Here is a 26,585-nt window from a genome sequence, read left to right on the forward strand (position 1 = left end):
ACTGATAGACGGCCCCGGCTGTCCACCACGGGGCGCCGCCGCCCGGTTCGGCTGGCGTCGCCGGTCAGTCGGCCGTCCGGCTGACCGTCAGGGTCGCTTCCCTGCCGTGGAGTCAGCCCGTAGGACGTCCCACCGGCGGCCAGCAACCACCAGCCGCCCGCCAGGCAGCCAACCAACCCGCCGTAGGACCTCCCACCGACGGCCGGCGAGCACGAGCCGCCGCCCAGGCAGCCAACCAACCCGCCGTAGGACCTCCCACCGACGGCCGGCGAGCACGAGCCGCCGCCCAGGCAGCCAACCAACCCGCCGTAGGACGTCTCACCGACGGCCGGCGAGCACGAGCCGCCGCCCAGGCAGGCCAGCAGGATCAGGGCTGGTCCGGGGTTCAGGATCAGCCCTGATCCTGCAGCCGGGCCTCGTCAGGCGACTTCGCGGAGGCGGGCGGCGGTGCGTTCCGGGGTGGTGTCGCTGATCCAGGCGGCCATCGCGGATTCGACGCCGGCCAGGTATTTCAGCTTGGCCGGGGCGCGCAGGATGGAGAAGACCTGCAGGTGCAGGCGGAACAGGTCGCGGCCGGTGTGGGCCGGAGCCTGGTGGACGCCGGCGATGTAGGGCAGCGGCTCCGGGCCGGGGAAGAAGCGGTCGAGCCGGCCGAGCACGTCGAGGTAGATGCGGGCCAGGTCGTCGCGTTCGGCGCTGGTCAGGGCGGGCAGGTCGGGGACGTCGCGGTGCGGGGCCAGGTGGACCTCGACCGGCCACCGGGCGGCGGCCGGCACGTAGGCGGTCCAGTGCCGGGTCGCGGTCACGACGCGGGTACCGGCGCGGCGTTCGGCGTCCAGGATGTCGCGGAACAGGTTGCCGCCGGTCGCCTCGCGGTGCCGGGTCGCCATCTCCAGCATCCGGGCGGCCTTCGGCGGCACGAACGGGAACGCGTAGATCTGCCCGTGCGGATGCGGCAGCGTCACGCCGATCTCCCTACCGCGGTTCTCGAACACGAAGACGTGCTCGACGCCGGGCTGCTTGCCCAGTTCAGCGGTGCGGTCGGCCCAGGCTTCGATGACTGTCCGGGCGCGGTGCGGGCTCAGCGAACCGAACGACCCCTGCGGGGCCGAGGAGAAACAGACCACCTCGGTACGCCCGTCAGCCGGCCGCACCGGCCACAGCGGATCGCCGTCGACCAGTCCGGGTGCGCCGCCGTTGCGCTGCGAGAACGACGGGAACCGGTTCTCGAAGACGACCACGTCGTAGTCGGCCTCGGCGATCTCGGTGGGGAACCCGCCGGGCACAGTCGGCGCGAGCGGATCCTGGTCGGCGGGCGGCAGGAAGGTCCGGTCGTTGCGGTGCGAGGCCATCGCGATCCACTCGCCGGTCAACGGGTCGTACCGGACCTGGGCGCCGCCGCGCAGCACCTCCTCGGCGGGCGGCAACGGCCGGGCGTCCACGGCTCGACGGTCCGCGGCCCCGGAGACGTACGGCTCCGAGTCGTCGAAGTAGATGATCTCCCGTCCGTCGGCCATGGTCCGGACCGTCTTGCGGACCCGGTGCTCCCGGACCGGCTCGACGCCGATGCCCCGGCCGATCACCTCGACCTCGTCGATCGCGAGCAGCTGGTCCTCGACGGCGGCGAGCCGGTCGCGGACCTCGGCGGGCACGTGCACCGGCGACCCGGCGGCCAGTGGCAGCAGGTGCAGGGTGACCTCGGCGCCGGCCGAGTACCCGGCGTCGGCCAGGTTGACGATCCAGTCGGACCCGTCCCAGTACCGGTCGGTCACGGTCCGGCCGTCGATCCGCAGCTCACCGACGTCGCCGGCCCAGCGGATCCGCAGCAGCGCGTCCCGGTCGCGGTCCGCGGCCCAGTCCGGCAGCACCAGGCGGTGGACGGCGGCCAGTTCGTCGAAGACGTCCGGGGCGGGGGCGGACGGTCGGCCCTCGTGTTTGCCGTAGGTGACCGGCACCGTTGCGGCGGCCGGGCGCACCGGCTCGACGACGGCGTCCGCGGTGACCGGCGCCGGCACGTCGACGGCCAGATCGGTGAACGCACGGGTGGCGGGGTCGTATGCGCGTACGCCCGCGGTCTTGACGGCCTTGACCGTCACCTGCCCGGAAGCGTCCCACTGCAGCTCGTCCTCGCTGAGCAGCAGGCGGCGGCCGGCCTCCTCGACCACCCAGACCGAACCGGCCGTCCCGGCCGGGAGGACGAGCACGTCGAGACCGTCGAACCGGACCGGCTCGAGACCGGGAACGATGTCGCGGACCTCGCCCCCGACAGACAGCGAAGGGTCGATGCCGTCCTCGGCGACCAGCACCAGGGTGGGCACCGCGCCCGGAAGCACGGTCAGCGCCGACGCCGTGGCCCAGTCGATCCGGACGCCGCCGAGGGTGAGTCCGATCGGCCAGCGGGCCAGTGTGCCCGGCGGGATGTCGATCGGCTGCGCGGGGAACTCGACCGCACTGCCGTCGAGTTCGACCCGGAAGCGGGCACCCCGATAGACGGCCAGCGGGAAGTGCGGCTGGTGCCAGGCGACGAAGAGGAAACCGCTCCGGCCGTCGCTGCGCAGCGCCCAGCGGAGGGTCTCGCGGTCCTCCACGCCGGAGGGGCGGACGAGCGGCAGGCTGGACGGCATCTCGGCGAGCCGGGCGCCGAACGCGGCGAGGAACGCGTGCTGGCGGCGCAGTTCGGCGTGGCTCGGGGCCAGGGTGCCGGCCTCGCCGATCGGGGCGTGGAAGTCGTAGCCGAGCGGCGCGATGTCGTTCGGGTACCCGGTGGCGTGCGACTCCTGCATGCCGGGGCCGGGGTTGGTGCCGCCGGCGTACATGTAGTAGCCCTGCCAGGCCGAGCCGTTGCCGATCTTGCAGTGCGCGATGGTGGCCACGTCCAGGGCGCTGGGCCGCGGCCGCCGGTGGTAGGCGGTGGCCATGCCGCCGCCGAGTTCGCAGGTGGCGGCCGGGAAGAGATCGGACGGGGTACGCGGACCGCCGCTCGCCGCCTCGATGGCCTGGGCCCGCCGCACGTCGGCGCCGATCCCCGCGTCGTCCCAGATGTGGGAGAAGAAGTAGTGGTCGCGGAAGGTCGGGTCCCACGGCGCGTCGGCGTCCACCCAGAAACCGTCGCCGTAGCCGCCGTAGAGCGGCAGCACCTCGGCCTCGGGCAGGTCGGCGCCACCCCACGCGGTGGCCGTCCAGAGCGGGGCGGACATGCCTGCCTCGCGGGCCAGGCGCTTGAGCGTGATCAGGTGCTGCGGCTGGTCGTACAGCTCGTTCTCCAACTGGATGCCGAGCAGCCGGTCCGTTTTCGGGGCGATCTGCGTGCCGATCTGCGCGAACCACTCGGCGACCAGCTCCAGGTAGGCCGGGTCGTCGGTGCGGTGCCGCACGGGCGCCTGCTGCACCCAGTCCGGGAAGCCGCCGTTGCGGGACTCGCCGTGGCACCAGGGCCCGATCCGCAGCACGACGTCCAGGCCGGTCTCGACGGCCAGGTCCACGAACGCGGCCACGTCCAGGTTGCCGTCGAAGCGCGCCTCGCCGCGGCGGGACGAGTGGTGCAGCCAGAAGACGTAGGTGGCGACCACGGTGACCCCGCCGGCCTTCATCTGCCGCAGCCGCTCGGCCCAGCGGTGCCGGGGCACGCGGCTGAAGTGCAGCTCGCCGGAGACCGGAATGACCGGCTGCCCGTCGCGGAGCAGGTAGCGGCTCGTCAGCGACAGCCCCGCGCGGACGTCCTCGTCGTTGCTCATCCGCGGCCGGCGCGAGGGCGTCGCCCAGGGTTGATGACGAACGAAGAGCGGCATGGGATCAGCTCCTTGCGGGTTTGACTGTAACCGGTCACAGACCGGCGAGCCCGAACGATACACAGGCGTAACGGGTGCGACGCAAGGTCTTGACACATCGCCGTAACAGCAGCACTGTAACCGGTCACAGGGACCGACCGAGGCTGATGCCTTCCGGCGGGCTCCCGTCCCCGGCTTTCCGTCCCCCGCGAAGCCGATCAAGGAGGATCGATGAAGACGAAATTCGCGCCGCTCATGGCGGCTTTGACCGCGGCTGCATTGCTCACCACCACCGCCTGCGGCGGCTCCGACGAATCCGACAGCGGCACCACCGGCCCAGTCTCGCTGACCTACTGGAGCTGGGCGCCGAACATGGACAAGGTCGTCGCCGCCTGGAACGCCAAGAACCCCGACATCCAGGTCACCGTCAACAAGCAGGACGGCGGCGACCCGGCCGTCACCAAGCTGCTCACCGCGATCAAGGCCGGCAGCGGCGCGCCGGACATCATGCAGGCCGAGTACCAGAAGATCCCGACGCTGGTCTCCGCCGACGCGATCACCGACATCGCCGGCGAGGCCGGCTCACTCAAGGACAAGTTCCCCGAGGGCGCTTGGAACGGGGTCACCCTGGGCTCCGAGGCGGTGTACGGCGTACCGCAGGACTCCGGCCCGCTGATGTTCTTCTACCGCGCCGACGTCTTCGAGAAGAACGGTCTGCAGGCGCCGAAGACCTGGGACGACTACGCCGCGTCGGCCGAGAAGATCCACAAGGCGGACCCGAAGCAGTACCTCGGCACCTTCTCGGCCACCGACGCGGGCCTGTTCGCCGGTCTCGCCCAGCAGGCCGGCGCCTCCTGGTGGGGCGTGAACGGCGAGTCGTGGACCGTCAACATCAACGACGCGGCCACCCAGAAGGTCGCCTCGTACTGGGGCGGGCTGGTCGAGAAGGGCGTCATCGACAACAAGCCGATGTACACCCCGGAGTGGAACACCGCCCTCAACGACGGCACCCAGGTCGGCTGGGTCAGCGCGGTCTGGGCGCCCGGCGTGCTCGAGGGCAGCGCCAAGGACACCAAGGGCAAGTGGAAGGCCGCGCCCATGCCGCAGTGGGACGCCGCGAGCCCGGCCACCGGCAACTGGGGCGGCTCGGCGACCAGCGTGACCACCCAGAGCAAGCACAAGAAGCAGGCCGCCCAGTTCGTGGCCTGGCTCAACAGCGACCCGGAGGCGCTGAAGCTGCTGGCCACGACGGCGAACGTCTACCCGGCCGCGACCGAGGCCACCAGCGTGCTGACCACCCCGCCGGCGTTCTTCTCGGACCAGGCCGACTTCTACACGATCGCCGCCGACGCCGCGAAGGCCACGAAGCCGTTCACCTACGGCCCGAACGTCAACGTCGCGTACAGCGCGTTCAACGACGCCTTCGGCAAGGCCGCCGAGTCGAAGAAGGCCGCCGCTTTCACCTCCTCGCTCGTCACCATGCAGCAGACCACGGTCGACGACATGAAGAACAGCGGCTTCACCGTCGCCGGATGACCGGACAGCCCGGGCGGGTGCCCACCCGCCCGGGCCTCGGAAAGGAAGATTCGGCGATGTCGCTGATCACCCCCGCTCGCAGTTCCACCGCCGCACCGGTGACCCCGCCCGCGGCCGGCCGAAAAACCCGGCGGTCCGGCGTCCCGTACGCCTTCCTCGCCCCGGCGCTGGTGCTCTTCACGCTCTTCCTGGCCGCGCCGATCGTCTACGCCGGGTACCTGAGCCTGCGCAAGGTGCAGGTCAGCGGGCTCGGCCTGGGCGCGAAGGCGCGGACCGAGGTGTGGGCCGGGCTGAGCAACTACGCCCGGTCGCTGTCCGACCCCGACTTCCTGCCGAGCGTGGCACGGGTCGGCGCGTACGGATTGATCGTCGTCCCCACCATGCTCGGCCTGGCTTTGCTGTTCGCGCTGCTGCTGGACGCCAACCGCACGCGGGAGTCGATCGGCAAGTTCTCCCGCATCTCGATCTTCCTGCCCTACGCGGTGCCGGCCGTGGTCGCCTCGCTGCTCTGGGGCTTCCTCTACCTGCCCCGGGTCAGCCCGATCACCGACCTGTTCGAGCTCGCCGGCATCACCGCGCCGAACATGCTCTCCTCGTCCGGCACGATCTGGGCGGTCGCCAACATCGCGATCTGGGGCGGCACCGGCTTCAACATGATCGTCATCTACACCGCGCTGCGGGCCGTCCCGGTCAGCCTGTACGAGTCGGCGCGCATCGACGGCGCCTCGGAGGTGGCCATCGCCTGGCGCATCAAGATCCCGATCGTGATGCCGTCGCTGGTGATGACGTTCGTCTTCTCGCTGATCGCCACCCTGCAGGTCTTCGCCGAGCCGATGACGCTCAAACCGCTGAGCAACACCATCTCGACGACCTGGACCCCGCTGATGAAGGTCTACCGCGACGCCTTCGTCCGCAACGACATCTACGCGGCCGCCGCCACCTCGGTGGTCATCGCGCTCGCCACGTTCATCCTGTCCTTCGGCTTCCTGAAGCTCGTCGGGCGCCGGGCCTTCAACCAGGAGGACTGACATGACTGCCCTGGCTCTGAAGAAGCGCAGCCCGCTCGCCACCACGCTCCTGCTGCTCGGCGCCGCCTACTGCCTGCTCCCCGTCCTCTGGGTGGTGATCGCCTCGTCGAAGAGCGCCGGCGAGCTGTTCTCCACCTTCACCCTGGCCCCTAGCACCCATCTCTGGGCGAACATCGTCGACCTGGCCGGCTACCGCGAGGGCCTGTACTGGCGCTGGATGGCGAACACCGCCCTCTACGCCGGGGTCGGCGCGGCCGTCTCCACGCTGATCTCGGCGATGGCCGGGTACGCCCTGGCCAAGTTCGAGTTCCGCGGCAAGAGCTTCGTCTTCAACGTGATCCTGGCCGGCGTCCTGGTGCCCGGCGTCATCCTGGCCATCCCGCAGTACCTGCTGCTGGCCAAGGTCGGGATGACCAACACCTACTGGGCGGTGCTGCTGCCCAGTTTCATCAGCCCGTACGGCATCTACCTGGCCCGGATCTTCGCGGCCGCGTCGGTGCCCACCGAGATCCTGGAGGCGTCCCGCATCGACGGGGCCGGCGACTGGCGCACCTTCGCCCGGGTGGTGCTGCCGATGATGCGGACCGGCCTGGTCACCGTCTTCCTCTTCCAGTTCGTCGCGATCTGGAACAACTTCATGCTGCCGTACATCATGCTCGGCGACGACAAGCTCTACCCGATCACCGTCGGGCTCAACGGCCTGCTCAACCAGGGCGCGAACCAGCCGGCCATGTACACCTCGGTGGTGACCGGCGCGCTGCTGTCGATCATCCCGCTGATCGCGCTGTTCCTGGCGCTGCAGCGGTACTGGCAGGTCGACCTGGCCGCCGGCGGGGTCAAGGCCTGACTATGATCCCGAACGTGTCCCGGAAACGCCCCACCATTCGCGATGTCGCTCGCGAGGCCGGGGTGTCCTATGCCACCGTCTCGCGGGTGCTCAACGGCCGGGACTGGGTGAGCCCGGAAGCGGTCCGCGCGGTCCGCGACGCCATCTCCCGGACCGGGTACACGACGAACCAGCACGCCCGGTCCCTGGCGACCGGCCGCTCCGGGTCGATCGCGTTCCTGCTCACCGAGCCGCAGCACCTGCTCTTCGAGGACCCGAACTTCTCGGTGCTGCTGCGCGGGGTGGCGCAGGCGCTCTCCGACCGGCAGCTGACGCTGATCCTGATGATCGCGTCGACGCCGGAGGAGCGCGGGCGGACCATCGAGTTCCTCAACGGCGGGCACGTCGACGGCGTGCTGCTGGTCTCCCCGCACTCCGGGGACCCGCTGCTGCGGCAACTGGTCCAGGCGCAGGTGCCGATCGTGGCCTGCGGCCAGGTGCTCGGTTTCGAGGACACCATCAGCTCGGTGTCGGCCGACGACTGGGGTGGCGCCCGGTCGGCGGTCGAGCACCTGCTGGCGTCCGGGTGCCGGCGGATCGCCACGATCACCGGGCCGCAGGACACCTTCGGCGGCGTCTTCCGGCTGCGCGGCTACAGCGACGCGCTGACCGCGGCCGGGATCGCGGTCGACCCGGCGTACGTGGTGCACGGCGACTGGAGCCGGCAGAGCGGGGCGGCCGGGATGCGTACGCTGCTCGACCGGGTGCCGGAGGTGGACGCCGTGTTCGCCGCCTCCGACGCGATGGCCGCCGCCGCCCTGCCAGTGCTGCGTGAGGCCGGCCGCGACGTGCCGGGCGACGTCCGGGTGGTCGGCTTCGACGACTCGGGGCTGGCCGCCACCACCGAACCGCCGCTCACCACCGTGCGGCATCCACTGGAACGCATCAGCGAGGAGATGGTCCGTCTTCTCGTGGATGTGATCGCTGGGCGTACCCCGCTCTCCATCACCGTGCCCACCAGCCTGGTGATCCGTTCTTCCTCCCCAGCCTGAGCTTTATCGGGCCCCCCGGGCCCGGCCTCGATCTCCCCCCTTGATCGAGGCCGGCTCCCGGCACATTTCGTCCCTTTAGTCCACAAAGGAGCGTAATGAAACTCGCCACCGTGGTCGCCGCCATCCTCGCGGTGACCCTCATCCCCGCACCCGCTGCCGCAGTCGAAAAACCAGGTCTCACCATGCGCGGCGCCGACATCTCCACCCTGCCGCGCGCGCTCGAACTCGGCGCGAAGTTCTACGACGCCCGCGGCAAGCGGGACAACCCCTACGACATCCTGCGCAAAGCCGGCGCGAACTACGCCCGGCTGCGCATCTGGAACGACCCGACCAGCGGCTACAGCAACAAGGCCCACGTCCTCCGCCAGGCGCGGGCGATCAAGGCCAGCGGCCTTCGTCTCTTGATCGACTTCCACTACTCGGACACCTGGGCGGACCCCGGCAAGCAGTTCATCCCGGCAGCCTGGGAGGGGCACTCCCTGGAACAGCTGCAGAAGGATGTCTACGACTACACGTATGACGTATGCACCAGCCTGAAGCGGCAGGGCACCACGCCGGACAGCATCCAGATCGGCAACGAGATCAACGTCGGCATGCTGTGGCCGGCCGGCTATGTGAACAACAGTGACTTCGGGCCGCTGGCTGGTCTTCTCAAATCCGGCTATGCGGCGACAAAAGCTTGCAACCGAGCCACCCAGGTCATGATCCATACGGCGCTGGCCGGGAACATCGACGCGGCGCACTGGTTCTACGACGGGATCACCGCGCAGGGCGTGAAGTGGGACATCACCGCGCTCTCCTACTACTGCATGTGGCACGGCTCGCTGGACAACCTGCGCACGGTCCTCACCGACGTCAAGGCGCGCTATGCCAAGCCGGTGGTGATCGCCGAGACGGCGTACCCGTGGACCACCGAGAACTTCGACCACCTGGAGAACATCATCCTGTCGGATGCGCCGTGCGACGGGATCCCGGCGACGCGGCAGGGGCAGGCGCAGCAGTTCGCCCAGGTGCAGCAGGTGGCCCGGGAGGCCGGGGCGCTCGGCGTCTTCTACTGGGAGCCGACCTGGACCGCGATCGACGGCAACGGCTGGGACACCGAGGACATCCTCAACTCCGGCAACGCCTGGGAGAACATGGCCACCTTCGACGACGGTGGCCGCGTCAACCCGTACCTCCGCTGGCAGCGCTGATCCCCCTTTTTCGTTGGAGCGCCCATGAAACCGTCCCTGCGTGCCCTCCTCGCGACCGCCGTCCTCGCGGTCACCGTGGCACTCACCCCCGCCCCCGCCCAGGCCGCGCCCCTGACCATGCTCGGCGCTGACGTGTCCTCCCTGCAGCGCAGCCTCGACCTGGGCGCCAAGTACTACAAGAACGGCGTCGCCACCGACCCCTACGACATCCTTCGCCAGGCCGGCGCGAACTACATGCGGCTGCGGGTCTGGAACAACCCGGCCAGCGGCTACAACAACAAAGCCAAGGTGCTGCAGCAGGCCCGGGCGATCAAAGCGCGCGGGTTACGTCTCTTGATCGACTTCCACTACTCGGACACCTGGGCGGACCCCGGCAAGCAATACCCGCCCGCCGCCTGGGCCGCACACTCCCTCACACAGTTGCAGTCCGACGTCTACAACTACACGTACGACGTCTGCACCGCGCTGAAGGCCCAGGGCACCACCCCCGACAGCGTGCAGATCGGCAACGAGATCAACGTCGGCATGCTGTGGCCCCGCGGCCAGGTGGTGAACAGCAACTTCGCCCCGCTCGCGTCGCTGCTCAAGCAGGGTTACAACGCCACCAAGGCCTGCAACAGCTCCACCCAGGTCATGATCCACACCGCGAACTCGGACAGCCTCACGAACGCCCGCTGGTTCTACGACGGCATCCGCGCGGCCGGCGTGCAGTGGGACATCACGGCGCTCTCCTACTACTGCATGTGGCACGGCACGCTGGCCAACCTCTACAACGTCATCACCGACATGCGTACGCGCTACGGCAAGCCGGTCGTCGTAGCGGAAACCGCCTACCAGTTCACCAGCGCCGACGCCGACAGCGAGAAGAACTCCATCCCCGGAACCGTCCTCTGCGACAACATCCCCGCCACATGGGCCGGCCAGGCCCAACAGTTCACCTGGGTCCAGAACACCGCCCGCAACGCCGGCGCGATCGGCGTCTTCTACTGGGAACCCACCTGGTACGCCATCAAGGGCAACGGCTGGGACCCGGCCGACATCAACGGCACCGGCGACGGGTGGGACAACATGGCCACCTTCGACTGGACCGGCAACGTCAACCCCAACCTCCGCTGGACCGCATAACTCGCCCTCTTCACGCCGGCCCGGCCCCAGCGCCGGGCCGGCACCCTTTCCGGTACGCGCGACGCCGCCCCACCGAAATCTACGCCGTCCCCTACTACGACGCGATCTTTCTGCCGTGCCGGGCCCCAGCGCGACCGCCGGGCCCATGCAGGTGGTCCCGCGGCCACCGCACCAGGCCGGCCCCAGCGCGCCCTCCTGGTCAGCAGCCAAACCGCCCACCTGCTCCCGCCGTCGGATCCGTTCACCAAGCGCAGCTCGCCCGGGTTCGTCGCGTGCCGGTCCCAGATCGGGCACACGACACCAGCCAACTTCGTTCCGGCTGGCACTCAGGCACCTGACGACCGCCCTATTCGGCACCTCAAAGCCAGCCCGACCAAGCCCATTGCCACTCAGCCCAGATTGATCTTGTGCGGCCGGGCGCCCTTGGCAGGGATTGCGCCCTCAGCCTCATGATCAGCCGGTCGGCGTGGCAGAGGTGACGATCCGGCTGGCTCTCGTGGCTGTTTACGGAGCGCTCGAACAGCCGTGACGGCCAGCCACGGAGATCCAGCTGGCTCTCACGGCTGTTCCGGGGCATCGCGAACAGCCGTGAAAGCCAGCCGGGAAGATCCACGCTCCACCGCATGTTGATCTTGGCGGGTGAGCGTGTTCAGTCGGAGGCCTCCCAGCCTCCAAGATCGACTTAAGCCAAGTGGCATTGCGACCAAGCCGGCCGGCAGCCAAACACCCAACAGCCGCCCTAATCGGTACCCCAACGCCAGCCGCCTCGGCTGACCGCCAGTGTCGTATCCGAGCCGCGGAGACAGCGCTCACCGTCAGCCGGACCAGACAGCTGACCGCCACCGTCGTATCCCAGCCGAAAAAACAACACTCACCGTCAGCCGGACCAGACAGCTGACCGCCACCGTCGTATCCCAGCCGAAGAAACAACACTCACCGTCAGCCGGATCAGAGAGCTGACCGCCAGTGTCGTATCCCAGCCGCGGAGGCAGCGCTCGGCGTCAGCCGGGTCATGCGGGCTGACCGTGAGCGTCGTATCCGGGGCGGTGAAGCAGCGGTGGGGGTCAGCCGGGAGTGGCTGCTCAGCCCGGCGGCGGCGTTGGGGCCTTGCGCCGCGCCCAGGTCGCGAGCGGCAGCCGGGGACGGGGACGATTCGGCGGGCGCGGGCGGCGCCCGTACCGAAAAAGGGCCCGGCGCCGTCCCTGGAGAGACGGCGCCGGGCGGGTCAGCCGGGTCAGGCGGGGCTGGTGGCGGAGTGCTTCGGGGCGGCCGGACCGACCGCCGGGGGCTTGCGCTCCAGGGCCGCGCCCTCAACGTCGAGTTCCGGGAGCCAGCGCAGCCAGGCCGGGAGCCACCAGGCGGCGCCGCCGAGCAGGGCGAGGGCCGCCGGGACCGCGATCATGCGGACGATGAAGGCGTCGAAGGCGATGCCCACCGCGAGGGCGAAGGCGATCGGCTTGATGGTGTCGTTGCCTTCCGGGACGAACGCGGCGAATACCGCGAACATGATGGTGGCGGCCGCGATGACCACCGGGGCGGCCTGGCGGAAGCCGGTCACGATGGCGTCGCGAGGCGAAGCGCCGTGGGCGTGGGCCTCGTGCATGCGGGAGACCAGGAAGACCTGGTAGTCCATGGCCAGGCCGAACAGAATGCCCACGATGATGATCGGCGCGAGGCTGAGGATCGGGCCGGTGGAGCCGGCGTTGACCGCGCCGGCGGCCCAGCCCCACTGGAAGACGGCGACGGTGGCGCCGAAGGCGGCGCCGATGGTCAGGAGGAAGCCGAGTACGCCGACGACCGGCACCAGGATCGACCGGAACACCAGCACCAGCAGCACGAACGCCAGGCCGACGACCAGGGCGAGGTAGACCGGGAGCGCGTCGTTGAGTTTCTGCGAGACGTCGATGCTGATGGCGGTGTTGCCGGTGACGTAGACCTCGGCGCCGTCCGCGTCCGCGATGGTGTCGCGGATGTTGTGGACCAGGTCGACGGTCTTCTCGTCTTCCGGGCCGGACGCCGGGATGATCGTGATCAGCGCGGCGGACTGGTCCTGGCTGGGCCGGGCCGGGGTGGCCAGGGCGACGTCCGGCAGGGTGGCGACCTGCTTCTGGACCTCGGCGGCGTACGCGACCGCGTTCGGACCGTCGACCAGGATCAGCAGCGGGCTGCTCACGCCGGGACCGAAGCGGGTGTCGATAATCTCCTGCGCGTAGTACTGCGTGCTGCCCTCGGACGGCCGCTGGTTGAGCGTGGTCTGCATGGAGAAGAACGGGATAGCGATGACGGCGAGCGCGGCGACCGCCAGGACCAGGCTGAGGACCCGCTGGTTGGCCACGAAGTTCGCCCAGCCGCGGATGAAGCCGCGGCCGTCGGGGAGTTCCTCGGCGGCCGGCACGCCGCGCAGCTTGCGGGGCAGGGCGCGGGCGCCGATGAAGCCGAGGATGGCCGGCACCAGGGTGATCGCGACGAGGACCGCGATGACGATGGTGGCCGCGGCGGCGATGCCCATCTCGCTGAGGAACGGGATGCCGACGACGGAGAGGCCGGCGAGCGCGATCACCACGGTGAGGCCGGCGGTGACCACGGCCGCACCGGCGGTGCCGACCGCCATCGCGGCGGCGTCCTCGACGGCGAGGCCGCGGCGCAGCTCGTGCCGGTGCCGGGTGACGATGAACAGCGCGTAGTCGATGCCGACCGCGAGGCCGAGCATCACCGCGAGGATCGGGGTGGTGGACTGCAGGTCGACGAAGCCGGTGAGGGTGACGATGCCGGCCGCGCCGATGCCGACGCCGACGATGGCGGTCAGCAGGTTCATCCCGGCGGCGACCAGCGAGCCATAGGTCAGGGCCAGCACGATCAGGGCGACCACGACGCCGAGGATCTCGGAGGCGCCGCCGATGTCGGCCGGGTTGCTGAGCGCCTCACCGCGGGCCTCGACGGTGAGCAGCGCCGCGCGCGGCGGGTCGAGGGCGCTGAGCAGCGCGGCCCGCTGGTCGTCGGTGACCTCGGAGGGCTGCACGTCGTAGGTGACCGTGGTGTACGCCGCGACCTGGTCCCGGGAGATCGTCGGCGCGGCCTCGTCGAACGGGTTGCTCGCCGACACCACACCCGGCAGCTCGGCCAGGGACGCCACGGCCTGCGTGATCGCCGCCGCGTTCTGCGGGTCGGTGACCTTGTCGCCGTCCTGACCCTCGAAGACCACCTGGACGGTCGCGCCCGCCGAGGCCGCCCCGAACTTGTCGGTCATCAGGTCGAGCGCGGTGGTCGACTCCTGGCCGGGGATGCTGAAGGTGTTGGCCGTGGTGCCGGAGAGCGTGGCCGCGCCGACGCCGACGGCGACCAGGGCCACCAGCCAGGCGATCGTCACGGCGATCCGGTGCCGTGCGGACGCCAGCCCGAGGCGGTGCAACAGGGTTGCCATGTGGAGGGAAGTCCTTCCGAGGGTCAGTGCCCGAGCGCGTTGTAGCCGACCTCGACGAGGACGGCCATGGCTTCGGGGGTCAGGTGGTCACGCAGGGCGACGCTGGCGACCGCGATGGCGCCGAGCGCGCCGGTGACCCGCAGCGCACGGGTCTGGTCGCAGAGGAACTCGTCGCCGAAGGCCGTGGCGATGGCTTCGCCGATGGCCTGCAACGCCGTCCCCATCTCGCTCTCCGGCTCGCTGAGCAGGGAGGAGAGCAGCAGCGCGACGACGCCGGGCTGGGCCAGCGCGAGCTGCGCGACGGCGACGATGACGGCGCGGTCGCGCTCCGGCCCGGTGGGCAGCTCGGCGCTGCGCGCACCGATCTCGTGGAGCTGGCCGACGCAGCGCGCGATCACGGCCTCCTGCAGCGCCTCCTTGGTGGGGAAGCGGTGCAGCAGGCCGGTCTTCGAGTAGCCGACCGTGTCGGCGATGCGCTGCACCGACGTCTCCTTGAACCCGTGCCGGGCGAAGAGGCTCGCGGCGGCGTCCAGGATCTCGTCGTCGATCTGCTGCTTGGTCGGGCGCGGCATAGGACCACCGTAGACCGTAATGGACCAACCTGGTCCGAAGGGGACCGTGGTGGTCCCCACACTTTCAGAAGGTTTTCCCTGCCAGGAAAGGGATAAACCCGGCGAGGTACGGATCCGGCCCGTCCACCTCGCCACCGAAGACGAGCGGCTCGTCCTCGCACTCGACCAGGTACACCGGTAGCCAGGCGGGCCGGACCGCCACCGGCTCCACCTCGACCGGGACCGCCGGACCGGTGAACTCGTCGACGTCCGGCCGGCGCAGCAGATCCCCGACCGCCGTGCCGGGCAGCTCCAGGACGGCCGGCACCGGCTGGAAACTCGTCCCGTCCGGCAGGGTCAGCTCCGGAGCGGTCTGCCAGGACGACCGGGTCGCGCAGTGGTACGGCACCGGCGCGCCGGTGAACCCGTCGAACCGCAGTCGCATCCGCCGCCCCCGCGCCAGCTGGTAGCGCCGCCCGTCAGCCACCGACAGCCGGCCCAGCTCGGTCAGCACGATCTTGCCCTCGGCCGAGGAGGACAGGTGCCCCATCCCCGTCAGGAAGCGCACCGTACGGGCCACGAAGGCAGGCTCCGCACCGAGGAACTCGGCGAGTTCGGCGACGTCGGAGAGGCCGGCCTCGGCGACCGCCCGGGACAGGTAGCGGTCGAAGACGTCGTAGGGCTGGCTCTCGCGTACCGTCGCGGTGACCTCGGCGGCCCACGTCGGCAGCAGCAGCGGCCGGATCCGCCGGGGCCGTACGCCGGGCAGCGCGTCGACCCGCCGGGCCACCTCGCGCAGCGGCAGGTTCACGACAGGCTGATCCGGTTCGCCGCGGGCGCCCGGGTGGCGATCAGGTCAAGAATGCTGCCGGTGAGCGCGCCGGGCCGCCGGCCGGTCGCCCCGGCCAGGATCGCCCGGCGGGCCCGGACCAGCGGCACCAGGGCGGCCGGCACCGGGACCCGTCCGGCGTCCTCGACCACGACCAGGTCGAACTCGAGCTCGCCGTACTCCGGCCGGCCGATCCCGAGGCAGGTGGCGGCCAGCACGTCGGCGTAACGCAGCAGCTCGGTGTGCAGTTGCCGGGTCGGCCGGGCGGCCCGTTGCCGCCACTCGCGCAGCAGCGCGGCCCGGCCCCGCAGCACCGGCTCCAGCTCCCGGCAGCGGCCGGCGAACCCGGTCATCCCGGCGGCGTCCGCGGTCCACTCCGGCTCCGCGACGACCCCGTCGAGCATGCGGGTGAGCTGGTGGGCGGACCGTTCGGCGGACTCCAGGGCGCGGTGTGCGGCCAGGTCGGCGAAGGCGGCCCGGTCGGCTGCGGAGCGTACCGAATCGTCCTGTTCCACGCTTTTGTCCAGCTCGGCGGAGCGGTCCGCGAACTCGGCCCGGGCCCGGCTGAGCGCGGTCCGCGCGCTCGCCGCGGCCGGCACCGCCTGGGCCAGCCGGCCGCGCAGCCGCCCGGCCCGCCACCACCCGAAGCGGGAGCTCTCGGCCCGGCGCAACGCCTCGGTCAACCGGTCCACCGACTCGGCGGCGAGGGCCACGGCGCGTTCCGCGACCTCGGCGGCCCGCTGCGCTTCCCGGACCGGACCGCTCAGCCGTTCCCGGGCCGCGGAGGCGACCTCGTCCCGCCCGGAAGCGGCCTGGTCAGCCGCCTCCCGCGCCTGCGCTGCCGCATCGAGCGCGCTGGTCAGCCGGCGCAGCCAGCCGGCCGCCGGGGAGGGCTCGCCGAGCCACGGTTCGAGCCGGTGCACGGCGGCCTGCGACCGGGCCAGGATCTTGCGCTGGGTCTCGGCGGCCGCGGCAGCCGGCGTGCCCGGCCCGGTCCCGCCCTGGTCGACGCGGATCACGGTCGGCCCGGCCGGCAGCCTGGACACCAGCACGTCGAGGGCCGCCGAGGTGGGCGCGGCGATCAGCACCCGCTCGCCGCGCTCCGCGGCGGCTCGCACGATCTCCAGCACGGTCCGGGTCCGGGTCACGCCGGGCGGCGCCAGAAGACACACCAGATCGGGTACGCCCAGAGCCCGCCCCACCACGTCGTCCTCGGCGGCCCCGGGCGGGACCGGCGCATACCGGGCGTCGGCGAGCAGGGGCAGCAGCCGGGGGTTGACGGTGGCTCCGGCCCGCAGCCGGACGACGGCGTCGCGCTGAATCCGCTCGTCCAGACCGGCGTCACGCTGCGCCGGAACGCGCGCGGCAGCGCCGGCCGGCCCGCGGGCCGCGCTCAGGGCGAACTCGAGGGCCACGCAGAAGCCGTCGTTCCCGTCGCGATCTAGATCGACAGAGGTCGACGCCATTCGCCCACCATAGTTGCGCGGTGGATAGCCTCCAAAAGAATCATCCGGATCGGGCAGGCTGAAGGCCATGATCTCCGCTGACCTGATCCTCACCGGCGGGCCGGTGTTCACCGCCGACCCGGCACGCGCCAACGCCACCACGGTCGCCGTCCGCGACGGCCGGATCCTCGCCGTCGGCGCCGACGAGGTACGCGAGCTGGCCGGCCCGGACACCGAGACCGTGGACCTGCGCGGCCGGCTGCTGCTCCCCGGTTTCCAGGACGCCCACGTGCACGCGGTGCTGGGCGGCGTCGAGCTGACCCAGTGCGACCTGTCCGGCACCACCGACCTCGACGAGTACCTGCGACGGGTCCGGGCGTACGCGGACCGCAACCCCGGCTTGGAGTGGATCACCGGCGGCGGATGGGCGATGGAGAGCTTCCCGGGTGGCGTGCCGGGCCGGGAACTGCTGGACCGGGTGGTCCCCGACCGGCCGGTGTACCTGGTCAACCGGGATCACCACGGCGCCTGGGTGAACAGCCGGGCGCTCGAGGCGGCCGGGATCACCGCGGATTCCACCGATCCGGCGGACGGGCGGATCGACCGGGCGCCCGACGGCTCCCCGGCGGGTGGCCTGCAGGAGGGGGCCATGCAGCTGGTCGCGGCGCTGCTGCCGGTGGTGACGCCGGAGGAACGGCTGGCGGGTCTGCTCCGGGCGCAGGAGCTGCTGCATTCGCTCGGCGTGACGGCCTGGCAGGACGCGATGCTCTGCGGCACGAACGGCTATCCGGACGTGTCCGACGCGTACCGGACGGCGGCCGCCGAGGGGTTGCTCACCGCGACCGTGATCGGCGCGCTCTGGTGGGACCGTGACTTCGGCGCCGAACAGATCCCGGACCTGGTCGCCAAGCGCGAGCGGTTCACCGTCGGGCGGCTGCGCAGCGACACCGTGAAGCTGATGCTCGACGGGGTGGCGGAGAACTTCACGGCCGCGATGACCTCGCCGTACCTGGACGGGTGCGGGTGCGCCACCACGAATCGGGGACTGTCGTTCATCGACCCGGCGGCCCTGCCGGGCTATGTGACCGAGCTGGACGCGCTCGGCTTCCAGGTGCACTTCCACGCCCTGGGCGACCGGGCGGTCCGGGACGCGCTGGACGCGGTGGCCGCGGCCCGGGCGGCGAACGGGTTCCGCGACACCCGGCCGCACCTGGCGCATCTGCAGGTGGTGCACCCGCAGGACGTGCCCCGCTTCCGGGCGCTGGGGGCGACGGCGAACCTGCAGGCGTACTGGGCGTCGCACGAGCCGCAGATGGACGACCTGACCATCCCGTTCCTGGACCCGGCGCTGGCCGCGCGGCAGTACCCGTTCGGGGATCTGCTGCGGGCCGGGACGCACCTGGCAGCCGGCAGCGACTGGCCGGTCACCACGCCGGACCCGTTGCAGGCGATCCACGTCGCGGTGAACCGGGCGCACCACGGCAGCGACTACGAGCCGTTCCTCGGCGGGCAGGCGCTGGATCTGGGAGCCGCGCTGACGGCGTACACGGCGGGTTCGGCGTACGTGAACCGGCTCGACGACGCCGGCACGCTGCGGCCGGGGAACCGGGCCGACCTGGTGGTGCTGGACCGCGACCCGTTCGCCGCGCCGGCCCGGGAGATCGGCGACGCCCGGGTCGCGCTCACCTACGTCGACGGACGACGGGTGTACGCGGCCCCGGACGCCTGACGCCTCACTTGGCGGCGGGCTCGTCCTTCTCGTCGTCGAGGTCCTCGTCGAAGTTCTCGTCGGCGGCCTGGGCGTGCCGCGGCGGGGCCGGGGCGGCCTCCAGCTCCTCGGCGATCGGCTCCTCCTCGATGATGTCGCCGGTGACCTGCGGCGCGTCCATCCACAGGGCGCGCAGCTGGCCCTGCATGAAGGCGGTGAGCCGGCTGCGGTACTCGCGGTCGAAGTCCTCCAGGGCCTCGATCTGCGCCTGCAGCGACTCCCGCTTGGCGCCCAGGCTGCCGACGACGTCGTCGTAGCGCTGCTGGGCCTGGTGGCGCAGCTGCTCGGCGCCGGCCACCGCGTCGGCGCCGATGGTCTCGGCCCGGGACCGGGCGTCCGCGACGATCTTCTCGGCGGTGCGGCGGGCCTCCTCGGCGTGCGACTGCGCGTCGCGAGCCATCTGTTCGGCGGCGGCCCGCGCCTCGGCCATCACCCGGTCCGCCTCGCGGCGCACGTTGTTGGCGTGGGCCTGCGCGTCGCGGGCGATCTGTTCGGCGGCGGCCAGCGCGTCCGTACGGATCTTGTCCGCGTGGTGCTGGGCACTGGCCACGTGCTCCTCGGCCGTACGCTGAGCGAGGGCCAGCACTTGCAGAGCCTGGTTCGGCAGGCCGGGGTTGGGTGCGATCACCGCGTGCTCCGAGGTTTCACCGTTCGTCCCATTGAGCAGCACTTCGACACGATCCTTCTCTGCTTGTCAGCCTGGCTGACGCACCGGTTCGACCGGTGCCGCTCCGGAATTCCCGGCCGGAGCACTGACCATGATCGGCGGATGCTACCAAGCTGAACTGGACGGATGCGAGAGAGCTTCGGTAACCGATCGATCACCCGGGGTAGCCGTTTGGTGATTCTGGACAAAAAACCACAAGCCGCCCATTAGGCTCGATACATGGGATCACGCCGCTCCGCGGTCTTACTGACTGCCGCCCTGACCGTCCTCACCATCGGGGCAGCCGCACCGGCCGAAGCCGACTCCGACCGCGTGGTCGCGTTCTGGAGCATGAACGAGCCGAGCGGGACCAGCCGGATGCTGGACAGCAGCGGCAACGGCCTGCACGGCCGGGTCGGCGACGAGGTCGGCACCGGGACGCCCGCGGAGACCGACCGCGGCTACCGCTTCGAACGCCTCGAACCGGACACCCCGCCGGCACGCCCCGGGCACCTGGTCGTCGTCCCGCACCACGCGGCCCTGAACCCGGGCAGCCGGAACTTCGCGGTGACGCTGCGACTGCGCACCACCGGCAAGTTCGGCAACATCGTTCAGAAGGGACAGGCCACGGTGGCCGGCGGCAGTTTCAAGCTGCAGATCCCGAACGGGCGCGTGGAGTGCACGTACCGGGGTTCCGCGGGCACCGTCGAGGTCTTCGCGCCGTACCGGATCAACGACGGGTACTGGCACATGGTCAAGTGCGCCCGGGTCCGGGGCGGGGTGGCCCTGATCATCGACGGGCGCCTGGTGGCGTCGAAGACCGGCTGGACCGGGCCGATCGCCAACGGATGGCCGGTCACCATCGGCGGCAAGCTCGACTGCGACCAGGTCGAGGTCGGCTGCGACTACTACGCCGGCGACCTCGACTACGTCCTGATCGAGACCGACTGACACCCGGCGCGGCCGACACGGCCGCGCCGGGCACATGATCAGCGGCCGAAGCCGCGGGCCAGGCGGTGGTACGCCTGATTCCAGCGCACCTCCTTGACGAACGACCGGGTCGTGGTCGCCTCGTCGATCACCAGCAACTCGGTGCCGGCCATCTCGGCCAGGTCGGCCAACTCCTCCGCGCCCACCGACGCCGACAGCACGGTGTGGTGCGGGCCGCCCGCGGTGAGCCAGCACTCGGCCGAGGTGGACAGCGACGGCGCGGGCTTCCACACCGCCCGGGCGACCGGCAGCTTCGGCAGCGGCTCGGTCGGCGGCACCACCTCGATCTCGTTGGCCACCAGGCGGAACCGCTCCCCCAGGTCGGCCAGGCCGAGCACCACCGCGGGACCGGGGACGGCGTCGAACACCAGCCGGACCGGGTCCTCGCGGCCGCCGATGCCGAGCGGGTGGATCTCCACCCGCGGGGTGCCGGCGGCGATGGTCGGGCACACCTCGAGCATGTGGGCGCCGAGGATCACCTCGTTGCCCGGCGTCAGGTCGTAGGTGTAGTCCTCCATGAAGGAGGTGGCGCCACCCGGAGCCATCGCCTTGAGCGTGTGCACGAGCACCGAGGTCTTCCAGTCACCCTCACCGCCGAAGCCGTAGCCGTCGGCCATCAGCCGCTGCACGGCCAGACCGGGCAGCTGGCGCAGCCCGCCCAGGTCCTCGAAGTTGGTGGTGAACGCCCGGAACCCGCCCTCGGTGAGGAACTGCCGCAGGCCCAGCTCGATGCGGGCCGCGTAGCGCAGCGAGTCGAGCCGCTCCCCCAGCAGCTCCGGGGCGATCTCGTAGATGTCCTGGTACTCGGCGACCACCTTGTCGATCTCGGTGTCGAGGATCTGGTCCACCACCGCGACGAGATCGTTCACCCCGTACGTGTTCACCGAGACACCGAAGCGCAACTGCGCTTCGACCTTGTCCCCCTCGGTGACCGCGACATCGCGCATGTTGTCACCGAAGCGGGCCAGCTTCAGGCTGCGCATCGCGGCATAGCCGCGGGCGGCCTTCACCCAGGTGGAGATCCGCGAGACCACCGCCGGGTTGGTGACGTGCCCGGCCACGGTCTTGCGGGGTACGCCCAGACGGCTCTCGATGAACCCGAACTCCCGGTCGCCGTGCGCGGCCTGGTTGAGGTTCATGAAGTCCATGTCGATCTCGGACCAGGGCAGCGCCACGTTGTGCTGGGTGTGCAGGTGCAGCAGCGGGGCCCGCAGCGCGTCCAGCCCGGCGATCCACATCTTCGCCGGGGAGAACGTGTGCATCCAGGTGATCACGCCGAGCACGCCGGGGGTCGACGAGGCCCGCCGGCAGACGTCGAGGATCTGCTCCGGCGTGGTCAGCACCGGCTGCCAGACCACGTCCACGTCGAGCTGCCCGTTCAGGGTGCGGGCGATCTCCTGCGACTGCGAAGCGACCTGCTCCAGCGTCTCCGGGCCGTAGAGGCCCTGACTGCCGGTGAGGAACCAGACTTCCGCGTTGCTCATCGGGGTTACTTCACCTTTCTGGTGACGAGCCGTTGCATGACGATGAAGGCGAAGAGCAGAACGCCGACGATGATCCGGGTCCACGCGGAGTTGAGGTCGCCCTGGAAGATGATGATCGTCTGAATCAGGCCGGTGACCAGCACGCCGAGCAGGGTGCCGAGCACATAACCGGAACCGCCGGTCAGCAGCACACCACCGATGACGCACGCCGCGATCGCATCGAGCTCCAGGCCGCTGCCCTGCAGGGCCCAGCCGGAGGTGGAGTTGATGCTGAACAGCACGCCACCGAGCGCGGCGCAGAAACCGCTGATGGTGTAGACGGCGATCCGGGTGCGGCCCACCGGCAGGCCCATCAGCAGCGCCGAGTCGGCGTTGCCGCCGATGGCGTACACGTTGCGGCCGAACCGGGTCCAGGCCAGCACCGCGGCGGCGATCAGCACCGTGACCAGCGCGATGATGGCGATCGGCTTGGTGACGACGCCGTCGGCGAGCGGGATGCGGTACTCCGAGATCGCCTTCCACATCCCGTCGCGGATCGGGATCGAGTCCTGGTTGATGAACAGCGCGATGCCGCGGGCCAGGAACAGGCCGGCCAGGGTGGCGATGAACGGCTCCACCTTGAAGTAGTGGATCACCGCGCCCTGCCCGGCGCCGAGCAGCGAGCCCAGGACCAGGACCAGCACCAGTACGACCAGCGGCGGCCACCCGCCCTGCAGCAGCGTGGCGGTCAGCGTGGTGGTCATCGAGATGACCGCGCCCACCGACAGGTCGATGCCGCCGGTCAGGATCACGAAGGTCATCCCGACCGCGACCACCAGCAGCACCGCGTTGTCGCGGAACAGGTTGACCACGACGCTCGGCTGCCCGAAGTTCTCGTAGTTGGCCACCGCGCTGCTGTACATGATCACCAGCAGGGCCAGGGTCGCGAGGATCGGGATGTACTTGGCGTTCGGCCGGTACACCCGGCGGCGCGGGTTGAGCGGCGACTCGGGCTTCTTGCCGGTCTCCGGGGTGATGTCGACAGTGGTCATGCTGGCACCTCCGCCCGGACGGCGGGTCGAGACTTGAAGCGCCCGAACACCTTCTGGCGGAAGGTCGGCGACTGGGACAGGCAGAGCGCGACCACTACCACGGCCTTGAACAGCAGGGTGGCCTTGGACGGCACACCGACCGCGACCACGGTGACGGACAGCGTCTGGATGAGGATCGCGCCGATGACCGTGCCGGCGATCGAGAACCGGCCACCGATCAGCGCGGTTCCGCCGATCACCACGGCCAGGATGGCGTCAAGCTCGATCAGGTTGCCGGCCGCGATGCTGTCGGCGCTCTTGATGTTGGCGCTGTAGATCAGGCCGGCCAGGCCGGCGAAGGCGCCGGACACCACGTACACCATGATCGTGATCCGCCGTGCCCCGATGCCGGCCAGCCGGCTGGCGGTGGGACTGCCGCCGACCGACTCCAGCAGCAGGCCCAGCGCGGTGCGCCGGGTGAGCAGAGTGATCAGGACGACGGCGGCGGTGGCGATCAGGAACGCCACCGGCAGCGCCAGGAAGAACCCGGTGGCCATCGTCGCGTACGGCCGGGACTGGACGTTGATGATCTGGCCGTCGGTGATCAGCTGGGCGATGCCCCGGCCGGCCACCATCAGGATCAGCGTGGCGATGATCGGCTGGATGCCGATCACCGCGACGAGCGCGCCGTTCCACAGACCCATCAGCGCCGACACCGCGATCGCGACGAGGATGATGAGCAGCACCGCGCCCACGTCGTTCTGGTTGCCGAGGTCGCTGATCAGCAGACAGGCGGTGGCGCCGGAGATGGCCATCACCGAGCCCACCGACAGGTCGATGCCGCCGGTCGCGATCACCAGGGTCATGCCCAGGGCGACCAGGACCAGCGGCGCGCTGCCGCGCAGGATGTCGATCAGGGTGCCGAAGAGGTGGCCGTCCCGGACCGTGACGAACTGATTGGAGGTGAACATGTTGACGACCAGCAGCGCCACCAGGATGGCGGACGGCCAGAACAACCGGTTCTTCAGGATGGACGTCATGAGGTAGCTCCGCTGGCGGTCTGTCCACTAGCAATCGTCTGCATGATGCGGTCCGCGTCGATGTCGGCGGTGTTCTCCAGCTCCTCGACCAGCCGCCGGTCCCGCAGGACCTCGATCTTGTGGCTGAGCCGGAGCACCTCCTCCAGCTCGGCGCTGACGAAGAGCACCGCCATACCGCCGTCGGACAGCTCGGCGACCAGTTTCTGGATCTCCGCCTTGGCGCCGACGTCGATGCCGCGGGTCGGCTCGTCGATGATGAGCAGCTTCGGCTCGGTGATCAGCCAGCGGGCGAGCAGCACCTTCTGCTGGTTGCCGCCACTGAGGTTGCGGACCGGGCGCTCCGGGTCGGCCGGCCGGATCTGCAGCGCCTTGATGTACTTCTCGACGATCTCGTCCTGCCGCTTGCGCGGGATCGGACGGGTCCAGCCCCGCGATGCCTGCAGCGCCAGGATGATGTTCTCCCGGACGCTCAGGTCACCGAGGATGCCCTCGGTGCGCCGGTTCTCCGAGGAGAAGGCGATCCCGCGCTTCATCGCGACCTGCGGGCTGCGCAGGTTGGCCGGCTTGCCGTCGATGTGCAGCTCACCGGTGTCCGCCTTGTCGGCGCCGAAGAGCAGACGAGCCAATTCGGTACGCCCGGAGCCGAGCAGACCGGCCAGCCCGACCACCTCACCCTCGTGGATGGTCAGATCGTACGGAGCGATCGCGCCGGTCCGGCCCAGACTCTTCGCCTCGATGAGCGGCTTGGCCTCGGCCGCGCGGGCCCGGGTGCGCTGCGCCTTGTCCTCCAGGTCCTCCAGCGCGGCGAGTTCCTTGCCGATCATCTTCTCGACGAGCTGCACCTGCGGGAGCTCCGCGGTGCGGTACTCCCCGATCAGCTGGCCGTTGCGCAGCACGGTGAGCCGGTCGGAGACCTCGTAGATCTGGTCGAGGAAGTGCGAGACGAACAGGATCGCCACCCCGTCGGCCTTGAGCCGCCGCATCACCGCGAACAGCTGCTCCACCTCGGAGGCGTCCAGGCTGGAGGTCGGCTCGTCGAGGATGAGAACGCGTGCCGAGACGTCCACGGCGCGGGCGATGGCGACCATCTGCTGGATGGCCAGCGAGTAGCTGTCCAGCGGCGCCGACACGTCGAGGTGCAGGTCAAGCCGGGCGAGCAGCTCCTCGGCGCGCCGCCGCATCTTGCCCCACTGGATCCGGCCGAACTTCCGCGGCTCCCGCCCGATGAAGATGTTCTCCGCCACCGACAGGTTGGTGCAGAGGTTGACCTCCTGATAGACCGTGCTGACCCCGGCCTGCTGGGCCTGCAGCGGTCCGGAGATCCGCACCGGCTCACCACCGAGCTCGATCTCGCCGCCGTCGATCTCGTAGACGCCGGTCAAAACCTTGATCAGGGTGGACTTGCCGGCCCCGTTCTCCCCCATGAGGGCGTGGATCTCACCGGGGAACAGGCGGAAATCGACGCCGTCGAGTGCGACGACGCCGGGAAAGACTTTTCGGATCCCGGTCATCTCCAGGACCGGGGACTGCTCGCCCATTGGTGCTCCGTTTCGAGCTGAGTCTCGAAGCCCGTTGTTGCCCCGGCCGGGCCGGCCGGGGCAACAAGCGGGTTATCGATCAGTACTGACGGGTGGGGAGGGCTTCCTTCGCCTGCTCCTGGGTGAAGGTGGTCTCCTCGGTGAGGACCCGGGTCGGGATCTCCTCGCCGGCGTTGGTCTTCTTGACCAGGTCCATCAGCTGCGGGCCGAGCAGCGGGCTGCACTCCACGATGAAGTTGATCTTGCCATCGGCGAGCGCCGTCATGCCGTCCTTGACCGCGTCCACGGTGATGATCTGGATGTCCTTGCCGGGCACCTTGCCGGCCGCCTCGATCGCCTCGATGGCGCCCAGGCCCATGTCGTCGTTGTGTGCGTAGAGCACGTCGATGTCCGGGGTGGACTGCAGGAAGGTCTCCATGACCGTCTTGCCGTCGGCCCGCTTGAAGTCACCGGTCTGCGACTTGACGACCTTCAGGTTCGGGTCGGCCGCGATGGCCTCGGCGAAGCCCTTCTGCCGGTCGATGGCCGGCGCCGAGCCCGTGGTGCCCTGCAGCTCGACGATGTTGATCGGGCCGGGCTTGCCCTTGGACTGCTCGACCAGCCACTGGCCGGCCTTCTTGCCCTCCTCGACGAAGTCCGAGCCGATGAAGCTCTTGTAGAGCGACTTGTCCTGCGAGTCGACGGCCCGGTCGGTCAGGATCACCGGGATGTCGGCGTCCTTGGCCTCCTTGAGCACCGCGTCCCAGCCGGAGGTGACCACCGGCGAGAAGGCGATGACGTCGACCTTCTGCGTGATGAAGTTGCGGATCGCCGAGATCTGGTTCTCCTGCTTGCCCTGCGCGTCGGAGAACTGCAGGTCGATGCCGGCCTCCTTCGCCGACTCCTGGATCGACTTGGTGTTCGCCGTACGCCAGCCACTCTCGGCGCCCACCTGGGAGAAACCGAGGGTGATCTTGCCGTCGCCACCGTCGCCGGAGCCCGAGCCCGCGTCGTCGCCGTTGCCACCGCACCCGGCGAGCGCCGAGACGGCCAGGACGCCGCTCAGCACGGCCGCGGTCAAGTTCCTGCGCACCATTACCTCCCGAAACTGTTACCGTTCACAAAATTTGCAGCGGCTGGCTGACCTGCCAGGACCGCATGAATTGCCGTACCGCTGCGACGACCGTCACAGCTTGCGTTTCGTGAGTGTTACCGTTCTCAACACCCGAGTCAAGAGATCCGGATCAACGTTTCCGATCAGTTGCAAGAACGGCGGTATCGCTCATGGTCATCGAGCCGTCACCTGCTACACGTCCTCCTATGGCGACACCCGCACCCACACCGGACCCCGTTTCGG

The 26,585-nt window shown here is 70.4% G+C and carries 19 protein-coding genes; 8 read left to right on the plus strand and 11 right to left on the minus strand.

The annotated features are described in order from the left end of the window. Positions 1-419: 419 nt before the first annotated feature. Positions 420-3,788 (minus strand): galactose-1-phosphate uridylyltransferase, encoded by a 3,369-nt coding sequence (gene galT / locus OHA21_RS24055; protein ID WP_328477263.1) that lies wholly within the window; start codon positions 3,786-3,788, stop codon positions 420-422. 210 nt (positions 3,789-3,998) lie between these two features. Between galT and OHA21_RS24060 the strand changes: the two genes are divergently transcribed. The 6 genes from OHA21_RS24060 to OHA21_RS24085 all read left to right on the plus strand — a co-directional run bounded on the left by OHA21_RS24060 (position 3,999) and on the right by OHA21_RS24085 (position 10,527). Next, positions 3,999-5,303: an ABC transporter substrate-binding protein gene (locus OHA21_RS24060; RefSeq protein WP_328477265.1), complete on the plus strand. Its 1,305-nt coding sequence runs from the start codon at positions 3,999-4,001 to the stop codon at positions 5,301-5,303. Next, entirely contained in the window at positions 5,300-6,331 is a 1,032-nt protein-coding gene (locus OHA21_RS24065) for a carbohydrate ABC transporter permease (RefSeq protein ID WP_328477267.1), read from the plus strand. Before OHA21_RS24060 ends, OHA21_RS24065 begins: the two co-directional genes overlap by 4 nt. Position 6,332: 1 nt before the next feature. Further along, positions 6,333-7,178: a carbohydrate ABC transporter permease gene (locus OHA21_RS24070; protein WP_328477269.1), complete on the plus strand. Its 846-nt coding sequence runs from the start codon at positions 6,333-6,335 to the stop codon at positions 7,176-7,178. A 14-nt stretch (positions 7,179-7,192) separates the two neighbouring features. Beyond that, positions 7,193-8,209 carry a LacI family DNA-binding transcriptional regulator gene (locus OHA21_RS24075; protein ID WP_328477271.1) on the plus strand — a complete coding sequence of 339 codons (1,017 nt, stop codon included), beginning with the start codon at positions 7,193-7,195 and terminating at the stop codon, positions 8,207-8,209. 95 nt (positions 8,210-8,304) lie between these two features. Further along, entirely contained in the window at positions 8,305-9,402 is a 1,098-nt protein-coding gene (locus OHA21_RS24080) for a glycoside hydrolase family 53 protein (protein WP_328477273.1), read from the plus strand. Between the two features lie 24 nt (positions 9,403-9,426). Next, complete coding sequence (locus OHA21_RS24085) at positions 9,427-10,527, plus strand: glycoside hydrolase family 53 protein (protein ID WP_328477275.1); 1,101 nt, start codon at positions 9,427-9,429, stop codon at positions 10,525-10,527. A gap of 1,234 nt (positions 10,528-11,761) precedes the next feature. Here the strand turns inward: OHA21_RS24085 and OHA21_RS24090 are convergent. The 4 genes from OHA21_RS24090 to OHA21_RS24105 all read right to left on the minus strand — a co-directional run bounded on the left by OHA21_RS24090 (position 11,762) and on the right by OHA21_RS24105 (position 16,794). Next, a complete protein-coding gene (locus tag OHA21_RS24090) occupies positions 11,762-13,948 on the minus strand; it encodes an MMPL family transporter (RefSeq protein ID WP_328477276.1) in 2,187 nt (728 codons plus the stop codon). A 23-nt stretch (positions 13,949-13,971) separates the two neighbouring features. Then, on the minus strand, positions 13,972-14,520 hold the full coding sequence (locus OHA21_RS24095) for a TetR/AcrR family transcriptional regulator (protein ID WP_328477278.1): 549 nt from the start codon (positions 14,518-14,520) through the stop codon (positions 13,972-13,974). A gap of 64 nt (positions 14,521-14,584) precedes the next feature. Then, positions 14,585-15,310, minus strand: a complete 726-nt coding sequence (locus tag OHA21_RS24100) for a hypothetical protein (protein WP_328477280.1) — start codon at positions 15,308-15,310, stop codon at positions 14,585-14,587. Beyond that, positions 15,307-16,794: an AAA domain-containing protein gene (locus OHA21_RS24105; RefSeq protein WP_328477282.1), complete on the minus strand. Its 1,488-nt coding sequence runs from the start codon at positions 16,792-16,794 to the stop codon at positions 15,307-15,309. The genes OHA21_RS24100 and OHA21_RS24105 overlap by 4 nt, the downstream gene beginning before the upstream one ends. A 67-nt stretch (positions 16,795-16,861) precedes the next feature. Here OHA21_RS24105 and OHA21_RS24110 point away from each other — a divergent pair, with 67 nt between their 5' ends. Next, the gene (locus tag OHA21_RS24110; protein ID WP_328477284.1) at positions 16,862-18,502 is read left to right on the plus strand and encodes an amidohydrolase; all 1,641 of its coding nucleotides are present in this window, start codon (positions 16,862-16,864) and stop codon (positions 18,500-18,502) included. 4 nt (positions 18,503-18,506) lie between these two features. On the opposite strand, the gene OHA21_RS24115 is transcribed toward OHA21_RS24110, so the two are convergent. Then, a complete protein-coding gene (locus OHA21_RS24115; protein ID WP_328477286.1) occupies positions 18,507-19,169 on the minus strand; it encodes a hypothetical protein in 663 nt (220 codons plus the stop codon). A 258-nt stretch (positions 19,170-19,427) separates the two neighbouring features. On the opposite strand from OHA21_RS24115, the gene OHA21_RS24120 reads away from it, so the two are divergent. Next, a complete protein-coding gene (locus OHA21_RS24120) occupies positions 19,428-20,138 on the plus strand; it encodes a laminin G domain-containing protein (protein WP_328477288.1) in 711 nt (236 codons plus the stop codon). A gap of 38 nt (positions 20,139-20,176) precedes the next feature. Here OHA21_RS24120 and araA read toward each other — a convergent pair whose 3' ends face one another. The 5 genes from araA to OHA21_RS24145 form a co-directional block, all read right to left on the minus strand. Then, entirely contained in the window at positions 20,177-21,661 is a 1,485-nt protein-coding gene (gene araA, locus OHA21_RS24125) for an L-arabinose isomerase (RefSeq protein WP_328477290.1), read from the minus strand. Positions 21,662-21,666: 5 nt separating this feature from the next. Next, entirely contained in the window at positions 21,667-22,692 is a 1,026-nt protein-coding gene (yjfF, locus tag OHA21_RS24130) for a galactofuranose ABC transporter, permease protein YjfF (RefSeq protein ID WP_328477292.1), read from the minus strand. After that, positions 22,689-23,711, minus strand: coding sequence for an ABC transporter permease (locus OHA21_RS24135; RefSeq protein ID WP_328477293.1), 1,023 nt, complete (start codon positions 23,709-23,711; stop codon positions 22,689-22,691). The genes yjfF and OHA21_RS24135 overlap by 4 nt, the downstream gene beginning before the upstream one ends. Further along, positions 23,708-25,249, minus strand: a complete 1,542-nt coding sequence (locus OHA21_RS24140) for a sugar ABC transporter ATP-binding protein (protein ID WP_328477295.1) — start codon at positions 25,247-25,249, stop codon at positions 23,708-23,710. The genes OHA21_RS24135 and OHA21_RS24140 overlap by 4 nt, the downstream gene beginning before the upstream one ends. A gap of 79 nt (positions 25,250-25,328) precedes the next feature. Further along, positions 25,329-26,324 (minus strand): ABC transporter substrate-binding protein, encoded by a 996-nt coding sequence (locus OHA21_RS24145; protein ID WP_328477297.1) that lies wholly within the window; start codon positions 26,322-26,324, stop codon positions 25,329-25,331. Between the last annotated feature and the right edge of the window lie 261 nt (positions 26,325-26,585).

The organism is Actinoplanes sp. NBC_00393, assembly GCF_036053395.1.
GTDB lineage: Bacteria > Actinomycetota > Actinomycetes > Mycobacteriales > Micromonosporaceae > Actinoplanes.